The organism is Enterococcus sp. JM9B (assembly GCF_009933265.1).
Taxonomy (GTDB): domain Bacteria; phylum Bacillota; class Bacilli; order Lactobacillales; family Enterococcaceae; genus Enterococcus_C; species Enterococcus_C songbeiensis.
Map to the genome: position 1 here is coordinate 1 of NZ_MAEK01000002.1, position 17,993 is coordinate 17,993.

General features: G+C 41.1%; 18 protein-coding genes and 1 other annotated feature. Of the genes, 12 read left to right on the forward strand and 6 right to left on the reverse strand.

Annotation, left to right across the window (positions count from 1 at the left end; all coding sequences use genetic code 11):
* Positions 1-151 precede the first annotated feature (151 nt).
* From BAU16_RS00110 to arsC, 6 genes are all read left to right on the forward strand, one after another.
* Positions 152-877 carry an MBL fold metallo-hydrolase gene (locus tag BAU16_RS00110; protein ID WP_048604390.1) on the forward strand — a complete coding sequence of 242 codons (726 nt, stop codon included), beginning with the start codon at positions 152-154 and terminating at the stop codon, positions 875-877.
* Positions 852-1,430 (forward strand): TetR/AcrR family transcriptional regulator, encoded by a 579-nt coding sequence (locus BAU16_RS00115; protein WP_048604389.1) that lies wholly within the window; start codon positions 852-854, stop codon positions 1,428-1,430. Before BAU16_RS00110 ends, BAU16_RS00115 begins: the two co-directional genes overlap by 26 nt.
* A 16-nt stretch (positions 1,431-1,446) precedes the next feature.
* Complete coding sequence (truA, locus tag BAU16_RS00120) at positions 1,447-2,187, forward strand: tRNA pseudouridine(38-40) synthase TruA (RefSeq protein WP_048604388.1); 741 nt, start codon at positions 1,447-1,449, stop codon at positions 2,185-2,187.
* 45 nt (positions 2,188-2,232) lie between these two features.
* Positions 2,233-2,820 carry a nucleotidyltransferase family protein gene (locus BAU16_RS00125; RefSeq protein WP_237579190.1) on the forward strand — a complete coding sequence of 196 codons (588 nt, stop codon included), beginning with the start codon at positions 2,233-2,235 and terminating at the stop codon, positions 2,818-2,820.
* A 142-nt stretch (positions 2,821-2,962) separates the two neighbouring features.
* Positions 2,963-3,526: a TMEM175 family protein gene (locus BAU16_RS00130; protein ID WP_137604781.1), complete on the forward strand. Its 564-nt coding sequence runs from the start codon at positions 2,963-2,965 to the stop codon at positions 3,524-3,526.
* An 86-nt stretch (positions 3,527-3,612) separates the two neighbouring features.
* Entirely contained in the window at positions 3,613-4,023 is a 411-nt protein-coding gene (arsC, locus tag BAU16_RS00135) for an arsenate reductase (thioredoxin) (RefSeq protein WP_048604386.1), read from the forward strand.
* Between the two features lie 40 nt (positions 4,024-4,063).
* Here the strand turns inward: arsC and BAU16_RS00140 are convergent, their stop codons facing one another.
* Positions 4,064-5,677 (reverse strand): ABC transporter permease, encoded by a 1,614-nt coding sequence (locus tag BAU16_RS00140; protein WP_137604780.1) that lies wholly within the window; start codon positions 5,675-5,677, stop codon positions 4,064-4,066.
* Between the two features lie 23 nt (positions 5,678-5,700).
* On the reverse strand, positions 5,701-6,582 hold the full coding sequence (locus BAU16_RS00145; protein WP_137604779.1) for an ABC transporter ATP-binding protein: 882 nt from the start codon (positions 6,580-6,582) through the stop codon (positions 5,701-5,703).
* Between the two features lie 321 nt (positions 6,583-6,903).
* Between BAU16_RS00145 and BAU16_RS00150 the strand changes: the two genes are divergently transcribed.
* Positions 6,904-7,503, forward strand: coding sequence for a TetR/AcrR family transcriptional regulator (locus BAU16_RS00150; RefSeq protein ID WP_048604383.1), 600 nt, complete (start codon positions 6,904-6,906; stop codon positions 7,501-7,503).
* A gap of 91 nt (positions 7,504-7,594) precedes the next feature.
* Here the strand turns inward: BAU16_RS00150 and BAU16_RS13495 are convergent, their stop codons facing one another.
* Positions 7,595-7,765 carry a hypothetical protein gene (locus tag BAU16_RS13495; RefSeq protein WP_171000770.1) on the reverse strand — a complete coding sequence of 57 codons (171 nt, stop codon included), beginning with the start codon at positions 7,763-7,765 and terminating at the stop codon, positions 7,595-7,597.
* Positions 7,766-7,892: 127 nt separating this feature from the next.
* Positions 7,893-8,318 (reverse strand): acyl-CoA thioesterase, encoded by a 426-nt coding sequence (locus BAU16_RS00155; RefSeq protein WP_161526140.1) that lies wholly within the window; start codon positions 8,316-8,318, stop codon positions 7,893-7,895.
* Positions 8,319-8,478: 160 nt separating this feature from the next.
* Positions 8,479-8,689, forward strand: a binding site (T-box leader).
* Positions 8,690-8,799: 110 nt separating this feature from the next.
* Between BAU16_RS00155 and hisS the strand changes: the two genes are divergently transcribed.
* The 4 genes from hisS to BAU16_RS00175 all read left to right on the forward strand — a co-directional run bounded on the left by hisS (position 8,800) and on the right by BAU16_RS00175 (position 14,992).
* On the forward strand, positions 8,800-10,098 hold the full coding sequence (hisS, locus tag BAU16_RS00160) for a histidine--tRNA ligase (RefSeq protein WP_137604777.1): 1,299 nt from the start codon (positions 8,800-8,802) through the stop codon (positions 10,096-10,098).
* Positions 10,099-10,152: 54 nt separating this feature from the next.
* The gene (gene aspS / locus BAU16_RS00165; RefSeq protein ID WP_048604380.1) at positions 10,153-11,925 is read left to right on the forward strand and encodes an aspartate--tRNA ligase; all 1,773 of its coding nucleotides are present in this window, start codon (positions 10,153-10,155) and stop codon (positions 11,923-11,925) included.
* Positions 11,926-12,025: 100 nt separating this feature from the next.
* Positions 12,026-12,901, forward strand: coding sequence for a YitT family protein (locus tag BAU16_RS00170; protein WP_048604379.1), 876 nt, complete (start codon positions 12,026-12,028; stop codon positions 12,899-12,901).
* 228 nt (positions 12,902-13,129) lie between these two features.
* Positions 13,130-14,992 carry an acyltransferase family protein gene (locus tag BAU16_RS00175; protein WP_161526141.1) on the forward strand — a complete coding sequence of 621 codons (1,863 nt, stop codon included), beginning with the start codon at positions 13,130-13,132 and terminating at the stop codon, positions 14,990-14,992.
* 60 nt (positions 14,993-15,052) lie between these two features.
* On the opposite strand, the gene BAU16_RS00180 is transcribed toward BAU16_RS00175, so the two are convergent.
* Positions 15,053-15,877: an NAD(P)H-hydrate dehydratase gene (locus tag BAU16_RS00180; protein WP_161526142.1), complete on the reverse strand. Its 825-nt coding sequence runs from the start codon at positions 15,875-15,877 to the stop codon at positions 15,053-15,055.
* Positions 15,878-16,062: 185 nt separating this feature from the next.
* Between BAU16_RS00180 and pepV the strand changes: the two genes are divergently transcribed.
* Complete coding sequence (gene pepV / locus BAU16_RS00185) at positions 16,063-17,469, forward strand: dipeptidase PepV (RefSeq protein ID WP_161526143.1); 1,407 nt, start codon at positions 16,063-16,065, stop codon at positions 17,467-17,469.
* Between the two features lie 66 nt (positions 17,470-17,535).
* Here the strand turns inward: pepV and BAU16_RS00190 are convergent, their stop codons facing one another.
* Complete coding sequence (locus BAU16_RS00190) at positions 17,536-17,877, reverse strand: iron-sulfur cluster biosynthesis family protein (protein ID WP_231586078.1); 342 nt, start codon at positions 17,875-17,877, stop codon at positions 17,536-17,538.
* Between the last annotated feature and the right edge of the window lie 116 nt (positions 17,878-17,993).

Sequence of the window (17,993 nt, forward strand, 5' to 3'; positions counted from 1 at the left end):
CACTAAATATTATAGAACCAATAATTAAACCAGAATGGTTATCCCTACTCCGAGGAGTGGGGATTTTTTTTTTGCAAAATAGGAAATACTTTACAAAACTAATTTAATTAGTTTATAATCTAATTAAATTAGTTTATTGGGAGTGATAAAGTTGAAGGTTACTAAGTATGGAAATTTGTATCAAATTACCTTTTTGCCAATGCTTTTTCCAATTAATGCTTTTTTAGTTGAAGAAGAAGAGTATTTTATTGCTGTGGATGTGGGGGTAAAGAATTTTATTCCTGCATTTAGAAAAATAAGCCAGTTAGTTGGAAAACCAATTCATATGCTTTTATTGACTCATGCTCACGGCGATCATGTCAATGGTGTTCCCGCGTTTAGACAAGCATTTCCGAATGCGACAATTGGTATATCGAAGAGAGATGCTCGGTTGCTGAATAAAGATTTTACTTTAACGGAAAAAGAAGGTAAGGAAAAAATAAAAGGGGGCTTTCCTAAAGAGAAAATTCCGATTGATTTCACATTTGTTGAACAGGATAGTTTTGGTTCACTTGTAGTTATTTCCAGCCCAGGGCATACGCCTGGTTCAGTTTCTTTTTATGATTCAAACAGAAGAATGCTGATTGCTGGCGATGCGTTTCAGGAAAGAGGCGGGCTGGCAGTAAGTGGTGACTTTCGATGGCGTTTTCCTTTTCCTGCACTGGCGACTTGGGATAAAAAAAGAGCATGGTCTTCTGCCAAAAAATTAGCAGAGTTAAAGCCAAAATTAGTAGCAGTTGGTCATGGAAATACGCTGGTTGAGCCTATGGAAAAAATGCGAGAAGCGATTATGCGAGAGGAAAGAAAACTGTATGGGAAAAAAGATAACAACGGATAAAATACTAATAACCGCTATTGATTTAATCAATCAAAGAGGGGTAGATCAACTGACTTTAAAAGAGGTTGCCGCAACTTTAGGAATAAAGCCCCCCTCTTTGTACAATCATTTTGCGAATCTAGAGGCACTGATTGATTCAATCGCATTAAAAAGCATGACGGAACTTTATGACTTGTTAGTGACCGATATGATTGGATTGGCTGGAGTGGAGGCTCTGGAAAAAATTGCATTTACTTATCGAAACTATGCTAGGACACATCCGGGACAATACGAAGCTATTCAGCGTGTGTCCTTGTGGAAAAGTACAAAGACAATAGAATTATCTGAGAAATTGGTTCGGCTTTTTGAGAAAATCGTGCAAAACTATCTTCCTTTTGAAACGGAACAAATTCACTATATTCGCACTTTTCGCAGCTATCTGCATGGGTTTATTCTCTTAGAACTAGATGGCTCATTTGGAATGGAACAAGATATCGAAGAAAGTTTTAAGTATGGTGTAAATCAGCTATTAAAAAGTTTACAAATAAAAACACAGGAAAAAATTAGGAAATAAGAGAAGGACGGATACTATGCGAAACATAAAATTAACGATGGAATATGATGGGAAACGCTATTTGGGATGGCAAAGACTGGGAGATTCGGAGAAAACGATCCAAGGCAAGATCGAGAATGTTTTGACCCAAATGACCGGAGAAAAAATTGAGATCATTGGTTCAGGACGGACAGATGCCGGGACCCATGCTCGCGGACAAGTAGCAAATTTCAAATCAGCAACTACCATGACCGAGGCAGAGATGCTCGATTTTTTAAATCGGTATTTGCCTAGAGATATCGTGGTAAAGAAAGTCGAAGAAGCATCCGAACGATTTCATGCCCGCTACAATGCTTCTGGAAAACAGTACAGCTATTATGTATGGAATAGTCCGATTCCTTCTGCCTTTGAGCGAAATTACAGCTTTCATGTTCCACAAAAATTGGCGATCAATAAAATGAAGGAAGCCTGCGAAAAATTAGTAGGTACTCATGATTTTATCGGCTTTTCAGCACTTAAGAAAACTAAAAAATCAACGATCCGGACGATTCGCCAAATTTCAATTCAGCAAGAAGGCGGTCTGCTACACTTCACTTTTGAAGGAGATGGCTTTTTACACAAAATGGTCCGAATTCTTGCTGGAACTCTTATAGAAATCGGTGCGGGAAATATGGATATAGAAGCAATCGACGAAGTTTTTGAAACGAAGATTCGAAAAAATGCGGGAGAAACTGTGCCGGCACAAGGCTTGTTTTTGGATGAAGTATTTTATCATTGATAGAAGTATTGATTGCATCTCGTGTAGAAAGGAAGCGTAGAGAAAGTGAATGGCGCAAATCTGCCACTGGCTCAGCAAATAGCCTTGTTAGAAAAAATTGTAAAAGAAAATACCTTGTTGTTTCCGCTCCTCCAAAAGCTTGCCCAACTTGAACTTCCCAATTATTATGTCGGTGGCGGCAGCATCGTTCAAACGGTTTGGAATCATCTCTATAACAAACCGCTTCATTATGGTATTAAGGATATCGATATCGTTTATTTTGACGAGGATTTAAGGGAAGAAAAAGAAAAAGCTATTATGGCGATGCTTCGAAAAACAATTGGTGACTTCCCGGTAAAAATCGATATTGCAAATGAGGCAAGGGTTCATTTATGGTACGAAAAGGCATTCGGGTATCCGATTGCACCTTACGAAAGTGTCGAACAGGCAATCAGTACATGGCCGACGACCGCCACATCTGTAGGAATACGATTGGAGAAGGGGCAATTTGTCATCTTTGCACCATTTGGATTAAATGATTTGTTTTCGGGAACGATTCGTCCAAATAAGACCTTGATTTCAGAAGCAATCTACCAAAAAAAAGCCGAAGCTTGGCATCAGAAATGGCCAGAAACAATGGTACAAAAATGGTGAGTACTCGTTTTTTGTATAATTAGTAGCTGTTTTGGGCGTTTTCCTGCGCCATTGAGGGGGATTTTTTCTGCAAGAAAAACAAATTGCTGTCTTTGCTTTTTTGGCGCATAATGCCAGTAGATAAAAGTAGGGGGATAATTTCATGACGAAGACTCGTTTGGAAGCCATTACTGATGGCGTGACAGCAATTATCTTAACATTAATGGTTTTGGAATTACGGGCACCGATGACGACCAATTTGAAAGGGCTTTTGGACTTAAAAGAAGTGTTCATGACCTATACCATCAGTTTTATTTATATCGTAATTATTTGGAATGCCCACCATTATTTATTCAGTCGCGTAACAAAAATCAATCGAAGGATTATTTGGGCGAATTTTTTCTGGATTTTTTGGCTGTCTCTATGTCCTTTTGCGACAAGTTGGGTCAGTCGTGATTTTTCTGCCTTTTGGCCGGAATTTGTGTATGCAGTAATTTTTGCCATGTGGACATTTTCTTTTGCTCTAATCGGTTATGCGGCTGGAAAGGCAAATTCAAGAGTGAAAATAGCCCGCAAGCGAGATTGGCGCAATCGTTTGTCAATTGCGATCAATCTCCTTTTGCTGACGATTGTACCTTTTTTTCCTCCTGTTGCATTGATTGGACGTGGAATCGTCGCATTGTTTTGGGTTTTACCAGAAGGTTGGTTTATTCAAAAGAAGAATTAATTTTTCCTCGCCTTCCTATGTAAAATCAAGTATGCTAAATATAATCAAACAATTTGTTAAAGAATTTTTTCAAGGGGAATTAGTGAATGAAGAAAAAAATTTATTTTTTGTGTACTGGAAATTCTTGTCGAAGTCAAATGGCAGAAGGATACGGGCATCTGTTACTGCCTGCCGAGGAAGTAGAAATCCGCAGTGCCGGTATCGAAACTCATGGATTGAATCCACGAGCAGTCGCCGTCATGCTGGAAGATGGTGTGGATATTCGGCAGCAGACTTCTGATTTGATTGATCCGAATTATTTTGCCAATGCGGATTTGATCGTGACCTTGTGTGGTGATGCCAAGGATAAGTGTCCAGTAATCCCCCAATCCGCTACCCATCTGCATTGGGATCTGCAAGACCCGGCACGAGTGACCGGCTCAGAAGAAACGATTATGGAAGCTTTTCGCGAAACCAGAGACACAATCAAAGCTCTGGTCGCTGGATTAAAAGATTAAAAAAACGGGAAAGCTCGAAGTTGAGCTTCCCGTTTTTTTGTTAGGCGCCTTCCACCATATCACGTTTTTTATATCCAACGTAACCTAAAAGGATCAGAACCAAACTGATCGCAGTAATCGTGAGGAAGGTAGGCGCATCAAATTTTTCCAATGGCATTTGAGGTATCCAACTTTGGATAGCCGTTTTCATAAACCAATCAGGCAAATCCAAGATGCCGCCAAAATAATTCAGCATGAAGGAATAAGCAAGGTAGGCATAAATCAATTTTCCAACTTTAGGTGCCCAGCCTAGCGCAAGAGCAGCAAGACCTGCGCAGAATAAAACAGCAGGATAAAAATTAAATCCAGCAGCTAAAAAGTCCCCCATGTCCATGGAAGCACCATCTCCCATAGCCGCAAGTGCGGTACCGCCTAAACTACCGGCACTCAACAAGACACCAATCACGCTGGCGATAAGTGCCAAGGCAATTGTGGTCCAGTATAATTGTCCACGGGTGATCTTTGTTGAATACAGTTGGCTTAGATGCAGACGAACTTCTTCTGCAAATAGCTTGTTGATGATTGCAACTGGTAAAATCGTTGCTAAACCAGTCAGCACAATCATGATTGTACCGGTAAAGGATTCTTCAATCGAAGCTCCGGTTGCAGCAAACATTTGTTTCATCAAGTCGTTGCTTTCAAGGAAGGTTTGCATATCACCATAGATTGAGCCATAAGCAGCCCCCATGATAACAAAAGCAATCAACCAGCTAATCGTTACACCTTTGTTCAGCTTGATAAATAAGCCGTGAACAGAAAGCAGTGATTTTTTCGCGGTTGCCCGACCTTCTCGTTCAGGAAGATAACCAGCATTCATGTCACGACCTCCTTCAAGAGCAAAGGCGAGAAGGACCATCACCAGAATAAAAAGCAATCCCCAAAGCAATGGCAACCAATTATTTTCAGTAAAAGGATAGGTGAGATAGGTCCAGCTCATTGGGTTAAAAGCGGACAAATCTAGATTGGAAACATCGGTCCCCGCCCGCACAATGTACAACAAGCCGACGATACCAAGAGAAGCACCCGTTGCACCGGAAGAAGTCGGCATGATTTGCGCCATGACTAAGGCGATGACCGCCCCAAGGACACCGGAGAAGGCGATGGACAAACCGAAAAGTATCGCGCCGGTAGTTGTGATGGAATCCACACCGAAGCTGATCATTGCGCCGCTGATGACAACTGCCATCAAAAGATTGATCAAAATTGTTTCTGCTAAAACCGCTAACGAATTTGCCTGACGTCCTACACGGAAGGAGCGCACCAATTCAGTAAGACCTAAATCTTCTTCTTTGCGGGTGTGACCCACAACATGCAAGGCGGAAATAATCATTGCAAATAATCCACAAAACAGCAGCATTTCATGAGCGTACATGGCACCAATCGTGTAATCTGCCCCGTTTGTGATCGGTGTTGGACCTACCATCGAGATCATTGCCGGATTTTGCATGGTTTCAAACATACCGGCAGCACCTTGCCCTTTGGCGATTTCTTCAAAAGCAGGAACATATGCTCCGGAAAACAACCCAATTCCCAAAACCCAAAAAATAATTTTTTTCCAGTCACGTTTTAGGTACTGTACAAAAAGTACGCCCCAACGTGCAAATTTTTCATTCATCTTTTTTTCCTCCGTTCCACCACTTAGCCTTCATAATGACGCATGAATAAATCTTCAAGCGTTGGCGGCACTGATTCAAATTTTTTCACGCCTAATTTAGCAGCAGCCAGCAAAATGTCATTGATATATTGATTATCTGCTGAGAATTTAGCCTGGTGCTCTTTTTGTACAAAATCGTGGACACCTTGCAGAGAAGCTAAAGAAGACACATCGCCGTCTGCTGTTAAAGTAACAGTAGAACGGGTCAAGTGGCGCAATTCGTCCAGTGTACCTGTTTCCACCACTTTTCCTTGGCGGATAATTACGACTTTGTCAGCCAGACGTTCTACTTCACTTAAAATATGAGAGGAAAGCAGAATCGCTTTGCCGGCGTTTTTAATTTTTTCCACTTCATCTTGGAAGACTGCTTCCATTAGAGGATCAAGTCCGGAAGTTGGTTCATCAAAGATATACAAATCAGAATCAACGGACAATGCGGCAATCAAGCCGACTTTTTGACGATTTCCTTTTGAATATCCTTTGGCTTTTTTCTTAGGATCTAATTCAAAACGTTTGATCAGGTGATCCCGTTTGGCTTTGTCCCCGCCGCCATGAAGTTTAATGAACAAATCAATGATTTCGCCACCAGTCAGATTTCCCCAAAGAGCGACATCTCCGGGAACATAAGAGATTCGTTTATGAATATCCAAACTATCCTTCCAAACATCTTTGCCAAAGATTTCTGCCGCTCCGCCGTCACGATTGATAATGCCCAGTAACGTCCGGATAGTTGTTGATTTTCCTGCACCATTTGGTCCGATAAACCCAACCACTTCACCCGCACCGACTGTAAAAGAAACATTATATAGTGCTTGGAACTTTCCAAATTTCTTTTGCAAACCTTGTACTTTCACAATTTCTGCCATAACCCTATAACTCCTTTTTATTTCCAAATTTATAACGTGCTTTCCGGTTTGTCCCAAGAGAAAGATAAACAAAAAGAAAAATTATTGCGATAGATAGTTTATTTTCTTGCTTATTTTCCGTTGTTTTAAACTAAAGTTCATTTACAAGGTAGATAATATTCCTTTTTCATCGGATAGTCAACGGAAATACTATAAAAATAAAACTATTTTTCGCTTGATAGTTTATAACTTACTATATATAATAGGAATAGAAAACTTATGGACGAAATTAATGTTTAAAACCTTTATTTTATATCCATTAAATAGAAAGTTGGCATTCAAATGAATGGCTTTGAAAAACGAACGGAAGAAAAGAAGCAACAAGTGTTACATGCGACCTTTGAGCTGATGAATTCAAACACAGGAATCGAAAATGTGACGGTTGAAGAAATCGTCAAACAATCTGGAGTCAGCAAGGCGACGATTTTTAAGTATTTTGGTAATAAGGAAAACTTGATCAGCGAAGTATTCAAGGATTTTTTGAATCGGATGGGAGATACTGCCCGGCAGATCATGAAGGAAAACCGACCTTTTGAAGAAACGATTATTGCTATGAGTAAAAATAAGATTCATTTTTTTGAGAAGGTGAATAAACGATTTTATATCGATTTGATGGACCATGTCACTCAAAAAAAAGATGATGATCTCTCCACCTTGATGGAAGAATATAGTAAGGAAAGTTTTACGATTATGTTGGATCTTTTTCATCGGGGACGAAAAGAAGGCAAAGTTGCCTTGAAATATTCAGATGAATTTCTGTTGCTGTATTTTGAAGCTTTGGTGGAGGGAATTTCCAATCCACGGATTTATGCAAAAATCATGCCTTATACGCAGGAATGGACAGAAATGATTTTAAAGGGTATTGCACCGGACGAAGGGTAAAACAAAAAGGCGAAAACATTCTCGATTTTTCTTAGAGAGTGTTTTCGCCTTTAATTGTTACGAATCGTTTCTGAGAACAACCACCAGCCCGTTAGCATTGCTTTTCCCTGAGTTCGATTTGTTTGACACGACCGCCGATGCGTTGTGCAAACAGCTCTGATTGTCTTTTGTCAGAAAAAATCATCAGCTTTTCTGGCGACTTGTCCCGCGTACGATGACCGTCTTTTGCGATATAGCCGTGAAAGACTTTGACTGCATACATCCAGGTTCCCCCTTTTCTTTAGATTACTTCATATTATAGGAAAGCGGTTGAAAATATGCAAGATGTCTGCCTGTTATTTCTATGATATGCGCTTTTTTTAAGGTTTTTTGAAACTTTCAGAAAAAAATCAGTGCAATTTTGCGTATGTCGCAAAAATTTGGTGCATTTCCGGCTGGGTTTTCTTTAATTGAATTAGACGACCAGTTCCTCGATTCAAAAAACAGTGTTCACTGGTACCGGTGGTCAGAAGTTGTTCTTTAGTATTGTAAATCTCGTAACGAAAATCCAATCGAGTACCGGTATAGTTTTCGACAAAAATTGCAATGCGAATTGAATCACCGTAGCGAATCATCTGCTTGTACTGACAACTGACCGCTAAAACGGGAACGATGATTCCGGCGACTTCCAATTGTTGATAGGGCAGGTGTAAATAGTCCAACAATGCTACGCGGGCTTCTTCAAACCAGCGAATGTAATTGGAATGGTGAATGATCCCCATCTGATCAGTTTCGTGATAATGAGGGGTACGGACATAACCGGGATATAGATTCATAGGTGATTTCTCCTTAAGCAGGACAAGCAAAGCTCAGCTGCAGTTTTTAATTGTCTTTCATTTAGTTTAAAGCAAGTTGGCAAAAAGAAAAACCTTGTTTTGAAAATTTCCATGAAACATCTTGACATTTCTAGTATAATTTAGTAGGTTAATGGTAATATGAAAATCGCTGAAAGAGAAAGTACGTTGCAGGCAGCTTTCAAGAGAGAACTAGCGTGGCTGAAACTAGTTTAAGGGTTGCAACAGAAGGACGCTCTGGAGATGAACGGGAGAAAAGCCGTTCCGTGTGCAAACGTTATTTGCTTAGAGGAAGACAGCTTGCTGTTTTCAAATTTAGGTGGTACCGCGTATGACAGTCATTCGCCCTTGTTCAATGAACAGGGGCGATTTTTTTATTGAAAAAATTTGCCGACACGTTTTTTACGAAGACACTGTTCGCAGGTGCGTCTTTGGCATAAGACAATTAATAGGAGGAAGAAAAATGAGTTATCAACGTCCAAAAGGAACCAATGATATCTTGCCGGGAGAATCAGAAAAATGGCAATTTGTAGAAGAAACAGCCCGTTTGTTGTTTCATGATTACCAGTATAATGAAATTCGGACACCGATTTTTGAACATTATGAAGTGATCGCCCGCAGTGTTGGCGACACGACCGATATCGTATCAAAGGAAATGTATGACTTTTTTGATAAAGGAGAACGTCATGTGACCCTGCGCCCAGAAGGTACAGCGCCCATCGTCCGTTCTTTCGTGGAAAATAAATTATATGGTCCAGAATTTGCAAAGCCGTTTAAAACTTTTTACATCGGCCCGATGTTTCGCTATGAACGTCCGCAAAAAGGGCGTTTACGTCAATTTCACCAAATCGGTGTCGAAGCATTCGGTAGTGAAAATCCGGCGACGGATGTAGAAAGTATGGCGATGGCTTTAGATTTCTTCAAACAACTAGGTATTCAGCAAATTCGTTTAGTCATCAATTCATTAGGGGACAAAGAAACTCGGGCAGCCTATCGACAAGCTTTGATTGATTACTTGATGCCTCATAAAGCAGAGCTTAGTGAAGATTCACAGCGTCGGTTAGAGGAAAATCCATTGCGGGTCTTAGACAGCAAAGACCGACGGGACAAACAATTTGTTGCGGACGCACCATCGATTTTGGATTATTTGAGCGAAGATGCCCGCAAGCATTTTGACCAAGTAGTACTGATGCTGGATGCGTTAAATATTCCTTACGAAATTGACAGCAACATGGTTCGGGGATTGGATTATTACACCCATACGATTTTTGAAATCATGAGTGACGCACCGGGAATGGGGGCACAGGCAACGATTTGTGCCGGCGGACGTTACGATCAATTGGTAGAAGAATTAGGGGGACCTGCGACACCAGGCTTTGGTTTTGCCATCGGAATCGAACGGGTCTTGTTGACCTTGGCGGCAGAAGAAGTCGTTGTGCCGGCATTGAATGAGTTGGATGCCTATGTTGTCAGCATTGGCGAAGCAACAAATGTGGAAGCGTTGAAGGTTGTCCAAGCCATCCGTAATTTTGGTTTTTCTGCTGATCGGGACGTGATGCAGCGTAAAGCCAAGGCACAATTTAAAACAGCCGACAAAGCCGGTGCCAAATTGGTCTTGACTTTGGGTGAAGATGAATTGGCAAAGGGCGTTATCAATGTCAAATCAATGGCTAGCCGAAAAGAAGAAACCTTCCCGTTAGTTGATATTTATCAAAATTTTGATGATGTTTATGATGAAATGAGTTTACTTGAAGAAAAATAGTCGTCAGAGTCACTGACACTATCGGAAATTTACCACCAAAAAGGAGCAAATGAAATGGCAAAACGTACAGTATATTGCGGTCTGGTCTCAGAAGAACAAGTAGGTCAGACAGTTACATTAAAAGGTTGGGTTCAAAAAAGACGGGATTTAGGTGGCGTGATTTTTATTGATCTGCGAGACCGTGAAGGCATCGTTCAAGTTGTTTTCAATCCGGAAAAATCAAAAGATTCATGGGAAATTGCAGATAAATGTCGGAGTGAATACGTGATTGAAGTGACCGGTGAAGTCATGCATCGGTCACCAGAAGCAATCAATCCTAAGATGGTAACAGGTCGTTTTGAAGTAATGGTTTCTCAAATCACAATTTTGAACAAGGCAAAAACACCGCCATTCATGATTGAAGACGATCAAAAGGTCAATGATGAAATTCGGATGAAATATCGTTATTTGGATTTACGCCGACCAAAAATGACGCAAAATTTGATTTTGCGGAATAAAACAACGCAAGCCATCCGTCACTATTTAGATGAAAACGACTTTTTGGATATTGAAACGCCTTATTTGGCAAAATCAACACCAGAAGGCGCACGGGACTATTTGGTTCCTTCTCGTGTCCATGCCGGACATTTTTATGCGTTGCCACAATCGCCACAGATTTTCAAACAATTATTGATGAATGCCGGCTTTGATCGTTATTATCAAATCGTTCGCTGCTTCCGTGATGAAGATTTGCGGGGAGACCGACAACCGGAATTTACCCAAGTGGATATTGAAACGACCTTTTTAACAACAGAAGAAATTCAAGAGTATACGGAAGGCCTGATTGCCAAAGTGATGAAGGACGTAAAAGGAATCTCCGTTACCTTGCCTTTCCCTCGGATGACTTATGATGAAGCAATGGGACGTTACGGCAGTGACAAACCGGACACCCGTTTTGGGATGGAATTAATTGATTTAAGCGACGTAGTGAAAGAGGTTGATTTCAAAGTTTTCCAAATGGCCTTGGAACATGGCGGCGTTGTTAAAGCGTTGAATGCAAAAGGTGCAGCTTCCCGTTATTCTCGTAAAGATATGGATCAATTAGGACAATATGCCAGCCAATTTGGTGCTAAAGGATTGGCTTGGTTGAAGGTTGAAGAAGACGGCTTGAAAGGCCCAATTGCAAAATTCTTAACGGAAAAACAAGAAGCCATCATCCAAGCAACCGATGCCGAAGTCGGCGACTTGCTGATGTTTGGTGCGGATAGTTTTGGTATCGTTTCTGCAACATTAGGCGCAATCCGTACCCGAATGGGGAAAGAATTAGGCTTGATTGACACGACAAAATTCAATTTCTTATGGGTAACTGATTGGCCTCAATTTGAATACGACGACGAAGCAAAACGCTACGTTTCTGCTCACCATCCATTTACGATGCCAAAAGAAAGCGACATTCCGTTATTGAGTACCGATCCGGCTAAAGTGTATGCAGAAGCTTACGATATCGTGTTAAACGGATATGAACTTGGCGGCGGCTCATTGCGGATCCACACCCGAGCTATTCAAGAAAAAATGTTTGAAACACTGGGCTTTACCAAAGAAGCGATGGAAGAACAATTTGGTTTCTTATTGGAAGCGTTGGATTACGGCTTCCCTCCTCATGGCGGAATCGCTTTGGGACTTGACCGTTTTGTGATGCTGTTAGCCGGTGAAGAAAATATTCGAGAAGTGATTGCCTTTCCTAAAAACGGAAAAGCAGTTGATCCAATGTCTTCTGCACCAAGTACTGTAGCACCTTTACAATTATTTGAGCTAAATATCGATGTTACGTCAATCGAAGAAGAATAAGTTTTTATGAAAAGGACGACTTTTATTAGTTGTCCTCTTCTTTTTGCAGAAAATTTTCGTATAATATAAGGAGAATGTTTGAAACGAGGGCCCGTTTTCCATGAATAAGCTATTTAAATTTTTACCCCATCCCGATTATGCAACAAAATTTTCCTATTCGATCGTGTATGCTATTTTGGCGTCGATCTCAGTGAATTTTTTTTATCAGCCGGGAAATATTTATTCCAGTGGAATCACTGGAGTAGCGCAGATTTTGACGACATTGTCGAAGGATTTGATTGGGATTTATATTCCCGTATCTGTCACTTTGTTGTTTTTGAATATCCCGTTGTTTTTCTTGGGCTGGTTTAAAATTGGTCATAAATTTACGATTTTTACTGGCATCACGGTTGTTTTGACATCGATTTTCATGCAGATTATGCCGGAAGAGGTATTGTCGGATGATCCGATTATTTGCGCAATTTTTGGTGGGGCAATCATGGGAGCGGGCATCGGTTATGCCTTAAAGAGTGGTCTGTCTTCAGGAGGTCTGGACTTTATCAGTATCGCCATCCGCAAAAAAACGGGCGGCACAGTTGGCTCCATCTCGATTTTTTTTAATTTGTTTATCATGTTGGCTGCCGGAATTTTATTTGGTTGGCAGTATGCCTTATACAGCGCGTTGGCTATTTTTGTCAGTGGCAAGGTAACAGACGCTGTTTTTACCAAACAGAAAAAAATGCAAGTAACGATCATCACCCGTTATCCGGATCGCGTGATTCATACAATTCAGCATCGGATGCGGCGGGGAATCACGATTATCAATGAAGCAGAAGGCGCCTATCATCACGACAAACAAACGGTGTTGCTGACGGTCGTTACCCGTTTTGAACTGCCGATGCTGCGTAATGCCATGAAGGAAGCTGATCCAAAGGCCTTCGTCAGTATCGCTGAAAATGTACAGATTTTGGGTCGTTTTTACGAAGAAGAATTATAAGGAAAATTTTTTCTGTAGGTCACACAACTTCACCCTTCGCCAAAATCGAACAAATGTTTAAGTTTTTACGAAAGTGTTTGAAATTCTTTAAAGAAATGTGCTATTTTTCATAGGAATATGGCATGATGAAAAAGCATACCTATTGGGGAAAACGGGGAATCAAAAATAGCTGATTTTAGCCGTAAACAGAGGTATCAAGACTAAAAAAAGGAAAAGTTGGAATGTAGGATGCAGCAAAAAAAACGACTAAAAAAAAGCCGCTACATCACAGGATTTGACGGAATCCGTACCCTTGCTGTGATCGGCGTCATTTTTTATCATTTATTACCAACAAGAATGCGGGGAGGTTATTTAGGAGTACCCGTATTTTTTGCGGTATCAGGTTATTTGATTACAGACTTACTCAGGCAAGAATGGGATCAAAACGGTAAAATTGCTTTGTGGCAGTTTTATGTTCGTCGAATGAAGCGGCTCTACCCGGGGCTGGTCTTTTTGATGGTCACAGCAACGGCATATATTACACTGTTTCAACGGAATTTATTGAATAATTTAAAAGGAATTTTTTCCAGCAGTTTGCTGTACTTCAATAATTGGTGGCAAATTCAGCACGGGATGTCCTATTTTGACCGCTTTGCTAATGAGTCACCCTTTACCCATATCTGGTCACTGGCAGTGGAGGGACAAAACTATCTTGTTTGGCCTTTGCTCTTTGTCCTACTGATGCTGCTGGTAAAAAAACGACGCTACATTTTTTATACGGTGTTTGCTTTATCTTGCGTTTCCGCAATTTGGATGGCCGTTAAATTTGTACCGGGAGCGGATCCTACACGGGTTTATTATGGTACGGATACGCGAATGTTTTCCATCTGGTTGGGTTCTGCGCTAGCATTTATCTGGCCCAGCACACATTTGAAGGAAGAAATTCCCCGACAAGCCAAACGCCTGCTCAATTCGGTGGGGATTGTTTCATTTCTCCTTTTAGTGACAGCCTTCTTCTTTTTAGATGCCCACTATACTTTTGTGTATTATGGCGGGATGTTTTTGATTAGTTTGTTGTGTGTGCTTTTAGTGGCAGTAGTTGCACATCCTGGTGCCAGTTTGAACAAATGGTTGACCAATCCGGTTTTCAGCTATATTGGCAAACGCAGCTACGGCATCTATCTGTATCAGTTTCCAGTGATGATTTTTTATGAAGCAAAAATCAACAGTATTGCCGAAAATGTTTGGTTGCACACCTTGATTGAATTAGCTTTGATTTTTGGAATCAGTGAGTTAAGCTACCGCTTTATTGAAAATCCATTGCGTCGCTTTGACTATCGCAAGAGTTGGCAAGTTGTCAAAGGCTGGTTCAAAAAACCATTCATCAGTTGGCAAAAACCTTGGTTAGTGCCGGGAATTGCCGTTTTAGTGGTTGCCATTGTGGGGTTAGTGATTGCGCCAACAAATTATGTGGACGCAGATCAAAAACAACTGCAAGAAAAAATCGCAGCAAATAAAGAGGCGGCTGAAAAATCCAAACAGACCAGCACGACTGCTTCTTCGGAAGAAAATCAAAATCTGACAGAAGAACAAAAAGCACTGACGCAAAAGTATGGATTGACACAAGCACAAGTTAAAAAAGCACAATCGATGGACTTAACGGCTTTTGGTGATTCGGTTATGCTGGATGCTACTACCGATCTAAAAGAGATTTTTCCAAAGATTATTGTTGATGCGGATGTCGGACGACAGCTTTACGAGAGTGCCGATTTAGTGAAGCAGTTGCGAGAAGACGATTTGCTAAAGGAAAATGTCTTGATTGGTTTAGGCACGAACGGTTCTTTCACTGAAGCACAATTTGATGCCTTCATGAAAGAAATTGGTGACCGCAATGTCTATTGGATCAATGTTCGAGTTCCGACACAACGTTGGCAAAATGAAGTCAATACGATGCTGGAAAAAATGGCGAAGAAATACAAAAATATTACACTATTGGACTGGTATGGACTGAGCAATGAGCAGGAAGACTGGTTCTATAATGACCGGGTCCATCCCGATGCGGACGGTATGATTGAATACTGCAAACTGGTTTCGCAAACAATTTTAAAATAAAAAATGGAGTCCTTTTTGAACCGTCCTCACTTAACGTTGCAGGGCGGTTCATGGAAGGGCTCATTTTTTATCGGCAAATTTTCGCATCCAAAGAGGCAACTGGCGACTGATTTCAGTAGGGAGTACTACATAATTTTTCTCTGCCAAGCTGTCGCCAATCAAGCTGTGAAGATATACCGCAGCGCCAATCGTTTGTTCATCTGACGGAAATTGTGCTAAGAAACCGGCAATCATTCCCGCTAAAGTATCTCCCATACCGCCGGTAGCCATCGCCGGATTACCGAGAGGATTTGTATAAATCTGGTCCGCTGTATAAATTTCTGTGCGGTGACTTTTCAACACGATGGTGGCACCTAGTTTTTGTTGGGCTGCCTGATTTTTTTCTGGTGTTTGTTGGGCAATCTTTAAACCGCTGAGACGTTGCCATTCCATTTGATGGGGCGTAAAAACGACTCGGGCAGGATTATTTAAGGGCAGTGGATCGGCCGCAAACAAGGTAATTCCTGAACCGTCGATAATCAGCCATTGTTCATTTTGTTTTTGAAGGACGACCTGCAAGAGTCTTTTACTGAAATCAGACAGACCTAAACCGGGACCAATGACGACAACATCAGCTGTTTCAAGCAATTCAGTGACTTCTTCCTTCCAATCGACCACCATTACTTCCGGCAAACGGCTGTGCAGCGAGGAATGGTTTTTGGTAGCTGTCACGACGGTTGTTAGTCCGGCACCAGCATGGACACAGGCTTCTGCGGACATGATGATTGCACCACCGTATTGCGAGTTTCCTCCAATCAGGACAACACGCCCATAATCACCTTTGTGACTTTCCGATTGGCGGGGACGAATCACTTTCGTCACTTGTTCTTCTGTTAATTCGATCATTTTCACGTGCTCCCTTCGTTTCCTTCATTATACCGAAGATCCAACAAACGGGAAATATTTCGAAAATTGGCACGATTCTTTTTCAATTCTTAAATAGAAATGGTATCATGGAACACGAAGGCATTTTTTGAATGCCAGTACCGTCTTCGCTTTTTGAAGAGGTAGATGAACAAGGAGGAATGGATATGACAATCGATTGGCAAAAAGAAGTCGATGCAAGAAAAGACGACTTATTAAAGGATCTTTTCGATTTATTGCGCATCAATAGTGAACGTGATGACGCGAAAAAAACAGTGGATGCGCCTTTTGGTCCTGGACCACGGGATGCGTTGCTGCACATGCTGTCTTATGGGGAACGTGACGGCTTTACGGTAAAAAATGTGGACAATTACGCGGGACATATTGAATTTGGCGAAGGTGCTGAAACGTTGGGAATCTTCGGACACATGGATGTCGTTCCCGCTGGAGACGGTTGGGAAACAGATCCTTATGAACCAGTGTTAAAAGATGGCAAAATCTTTGCACGCGGTTCTTCTGATGACAAAGGACCAAGCATGGCAGCTTATTATGCGTTAAAAATCATCAAAGAATTGAATCTGCCTTTATCTAAAAAAGTTCGTTTTGTTGTGGGTAGTGATGAAGAATCCGGTTGGGGAGATATGAACTATTACTTCCAACATGAAGAAAAACCCGATTTTGGTTTTTCACCTGATGCAGAATTTCCAATCATCAACGGGGAAAAAGGAAACGTAACCCTTAAACTACATTTCAAAGGAGAAAATGCGGGAGAATTTACACTGCATTCTTTTACTTCCGGACTACGAGAAAATATGGTTCCTGGAACAGCAACAGCAAAACTTACAGCTTCTTCAACGGAAGCAGCATTAGAAATGGAAACTGCTTATCTAGCTTATTTGAAAGAAAATCCAGTTTCTGGAACGATTACGACGGAAGACGCAGAAGTATCCATTGAGTTAGTCGGCAAAGGGGCACACGGTGCGCATCCTGAAATTGGAATCAATGCGGGAACCTTCTTGGCAGCCTTTTTAGATGGCTTTGCTTTTGGTGGACAAGCCAAAGACTTTGTACATGTTTTAGGAACAGTCGCTCATGAAGACTTTTATGGAGAAAAATTAGGCGTTGCTTACGAAGATGAAAAAATGGGCAAACTAACGATGAACGCTGGTTTAATCAGCTTTGTTGAAGGAAATGACGATAACGTGACGACCTTGAATTTCCGTTATCCAAAAGGTATGACGGCAGAAAAATTAGTTGTAGGTGTGACAGCTACGGCTAAAGGAGCGGTTGTTTCTCAAGGAGATCGCAACATGCCCCCTCACTATGTACCACAAGATGATCCATTGGTAGCAACTTTGTTGGCTGTTTATGAAGAACATACTGGTGAAAAAGGCTTTGAACAAATTATCGGTGGCGGAACCTATGGCCGTTTATTAGAACGAGGCGTTGCTTATGGTGCCATGTTCCCTGGATATACCGATACAATGCACCAAGCCAACGAATTTATGGAACTAGATGATTTATTGCGGGCAACCGTGATTTATGCAGATGCTATTTACAGATTAGCAAAATAATTGAAAAAAACTTTCCCAATTAATTTGGGAAAGTTTTTTTATCTCTATCTAATTAATAAAAAATTTTCAGCTTGCCGTTAAGAATACATTGCTGTCTAGAAGACCACCATCATTTTTTAAAATCAAGGTATGAAGTGTTTGATTAAAATCAAGGATGGGATTTTCTCCAAGAAAGACTGTTTCATAGTCAGAAGTGAAGACTGAAAAGCGGTCGTTATCTAGTTGTTGGGTAAATGGGGACACTGGTGCATCAACCAATACAAGTTGAAAACGATCACCAATCATACAACAGCCGGCAGCTGATGAAAATTGATTGGAGCCATCGTTTAAAGTGAGTAAAATACTCTTTTTTTCTTCCTGTTTTGTTTCCAAAAAAGCTTGTGCGGTTGGAGTAATGGTTAATTTCAAGAAAGATTCCTCCTTTTTCGACTGTCGGTAGTGAAAGGGGCAGCCATGATTTGAGTATAGTTGGTGACTGGTTTTTTGTGAAATACTTTGCCTGACAGAAAAAAAACCACCGGGAG

Bases quoted from the DNA above. Each gene is read 5' to 3' on its own strand.
- BAU16_RS00115 (WP_048604389.1), top strand. From the start codon at position 852: ATGGGAAAAAAGATAACAACGGATAAAATACTAATAACCGCTATTGAT.
- truA (WP_048604388.1), top strand. From the start codon at position 1,447: ATGCGAAACATAAAATTAACGATGGAATATGATGGGAAACGCTATTTG.
- BAU16_RS00130 (WP_137604781.1), top strand. From the start codon at position 2,963: ATGACGAAGACTCGTTTGGAAGCCATTACTGATGGCGTGACAGCAATT.
- arsC (WP_048604386.1), top strand. From the start codon at position 3,613: ATGAAGAAAAAAATTTATTTTTTGTGTACTGGAAATTCTTGTCGAAGT.
- BAU16_RS00140 (WP_137604780.1), bottom strand. From the start codon at position 5,677: ATGAATGAAAAATTTGCACGTTGGGGCGTACTTTTTGTACAGTACCTA.
- BAU16_RS00145 (WP_137604779.1), bottom strand. From the start codon at position 6,582: ATGGCAGAAATTGTGAAAGTACAAGGTTTGCAAAAGAAATTTGGAAAG.
- BAU16_RS00150 (WP_048604383.1), top strand. From the start codon at position 6,904: ATGAATGGCTTTGAAAAACGAACGGAAGAAAAGAAGCAACAAGTGTTA.
- BAU16_RS13495 (WP_171000770.1), bottom strand. From the start codon at position 7,765: ATGTATGCAGTCAAAGTCTTTCACGGCTATATCGCAAAAGACGGTCAT.
- BAU16_RS00155 (WP_161526140.1), bottom strand. From the start codon at position 8,318: ATGAATCTATATCCCGGTTATGTCCGTACCCCTCATTATCACGAAACT.
- hisS (WP_137604777.1), top strand. From the start codon at position 8,800: ATGAGTTATCAACGTCCAAAAGGAACCAATGATATCTTGCCGGGAGAA.
- aspS (WP_048604380.1), top strand. From the start codon at position 10,153: ATGGCAAAACGTACAGTATATTGCGGTCTGGTCTCAGAAGAACAAGTA.
- BAU16_RS00170 (WP_048604379.1), top strand. From the start codon at position 12,026: ATGAATAAGCTATTTAAATTTTTACCCCATCCCGATTATGCAACAAAA.
- BAU16_RS00175 (WP_161526141.1), top strand. From the start codon at position 13,130: ATGCAGCAAAAAAAACGACTAAAAAAAAGCCGCTACATCACAGGATTT.
- BAU16_RS00180 (WP_161526142.1), bottom strand. From the start codon at position 15,877: ATGATCGAATTAACAGAAGAACAAGTGACGAAAGTGATTCGTCCCCGC.
- pepV (WP_161526143.1), top strand. From the start codon at position 16,063: ATGACAATCGATTGGCAAAAAGAAGTCGATGCAAGAAAAGACGACTTA.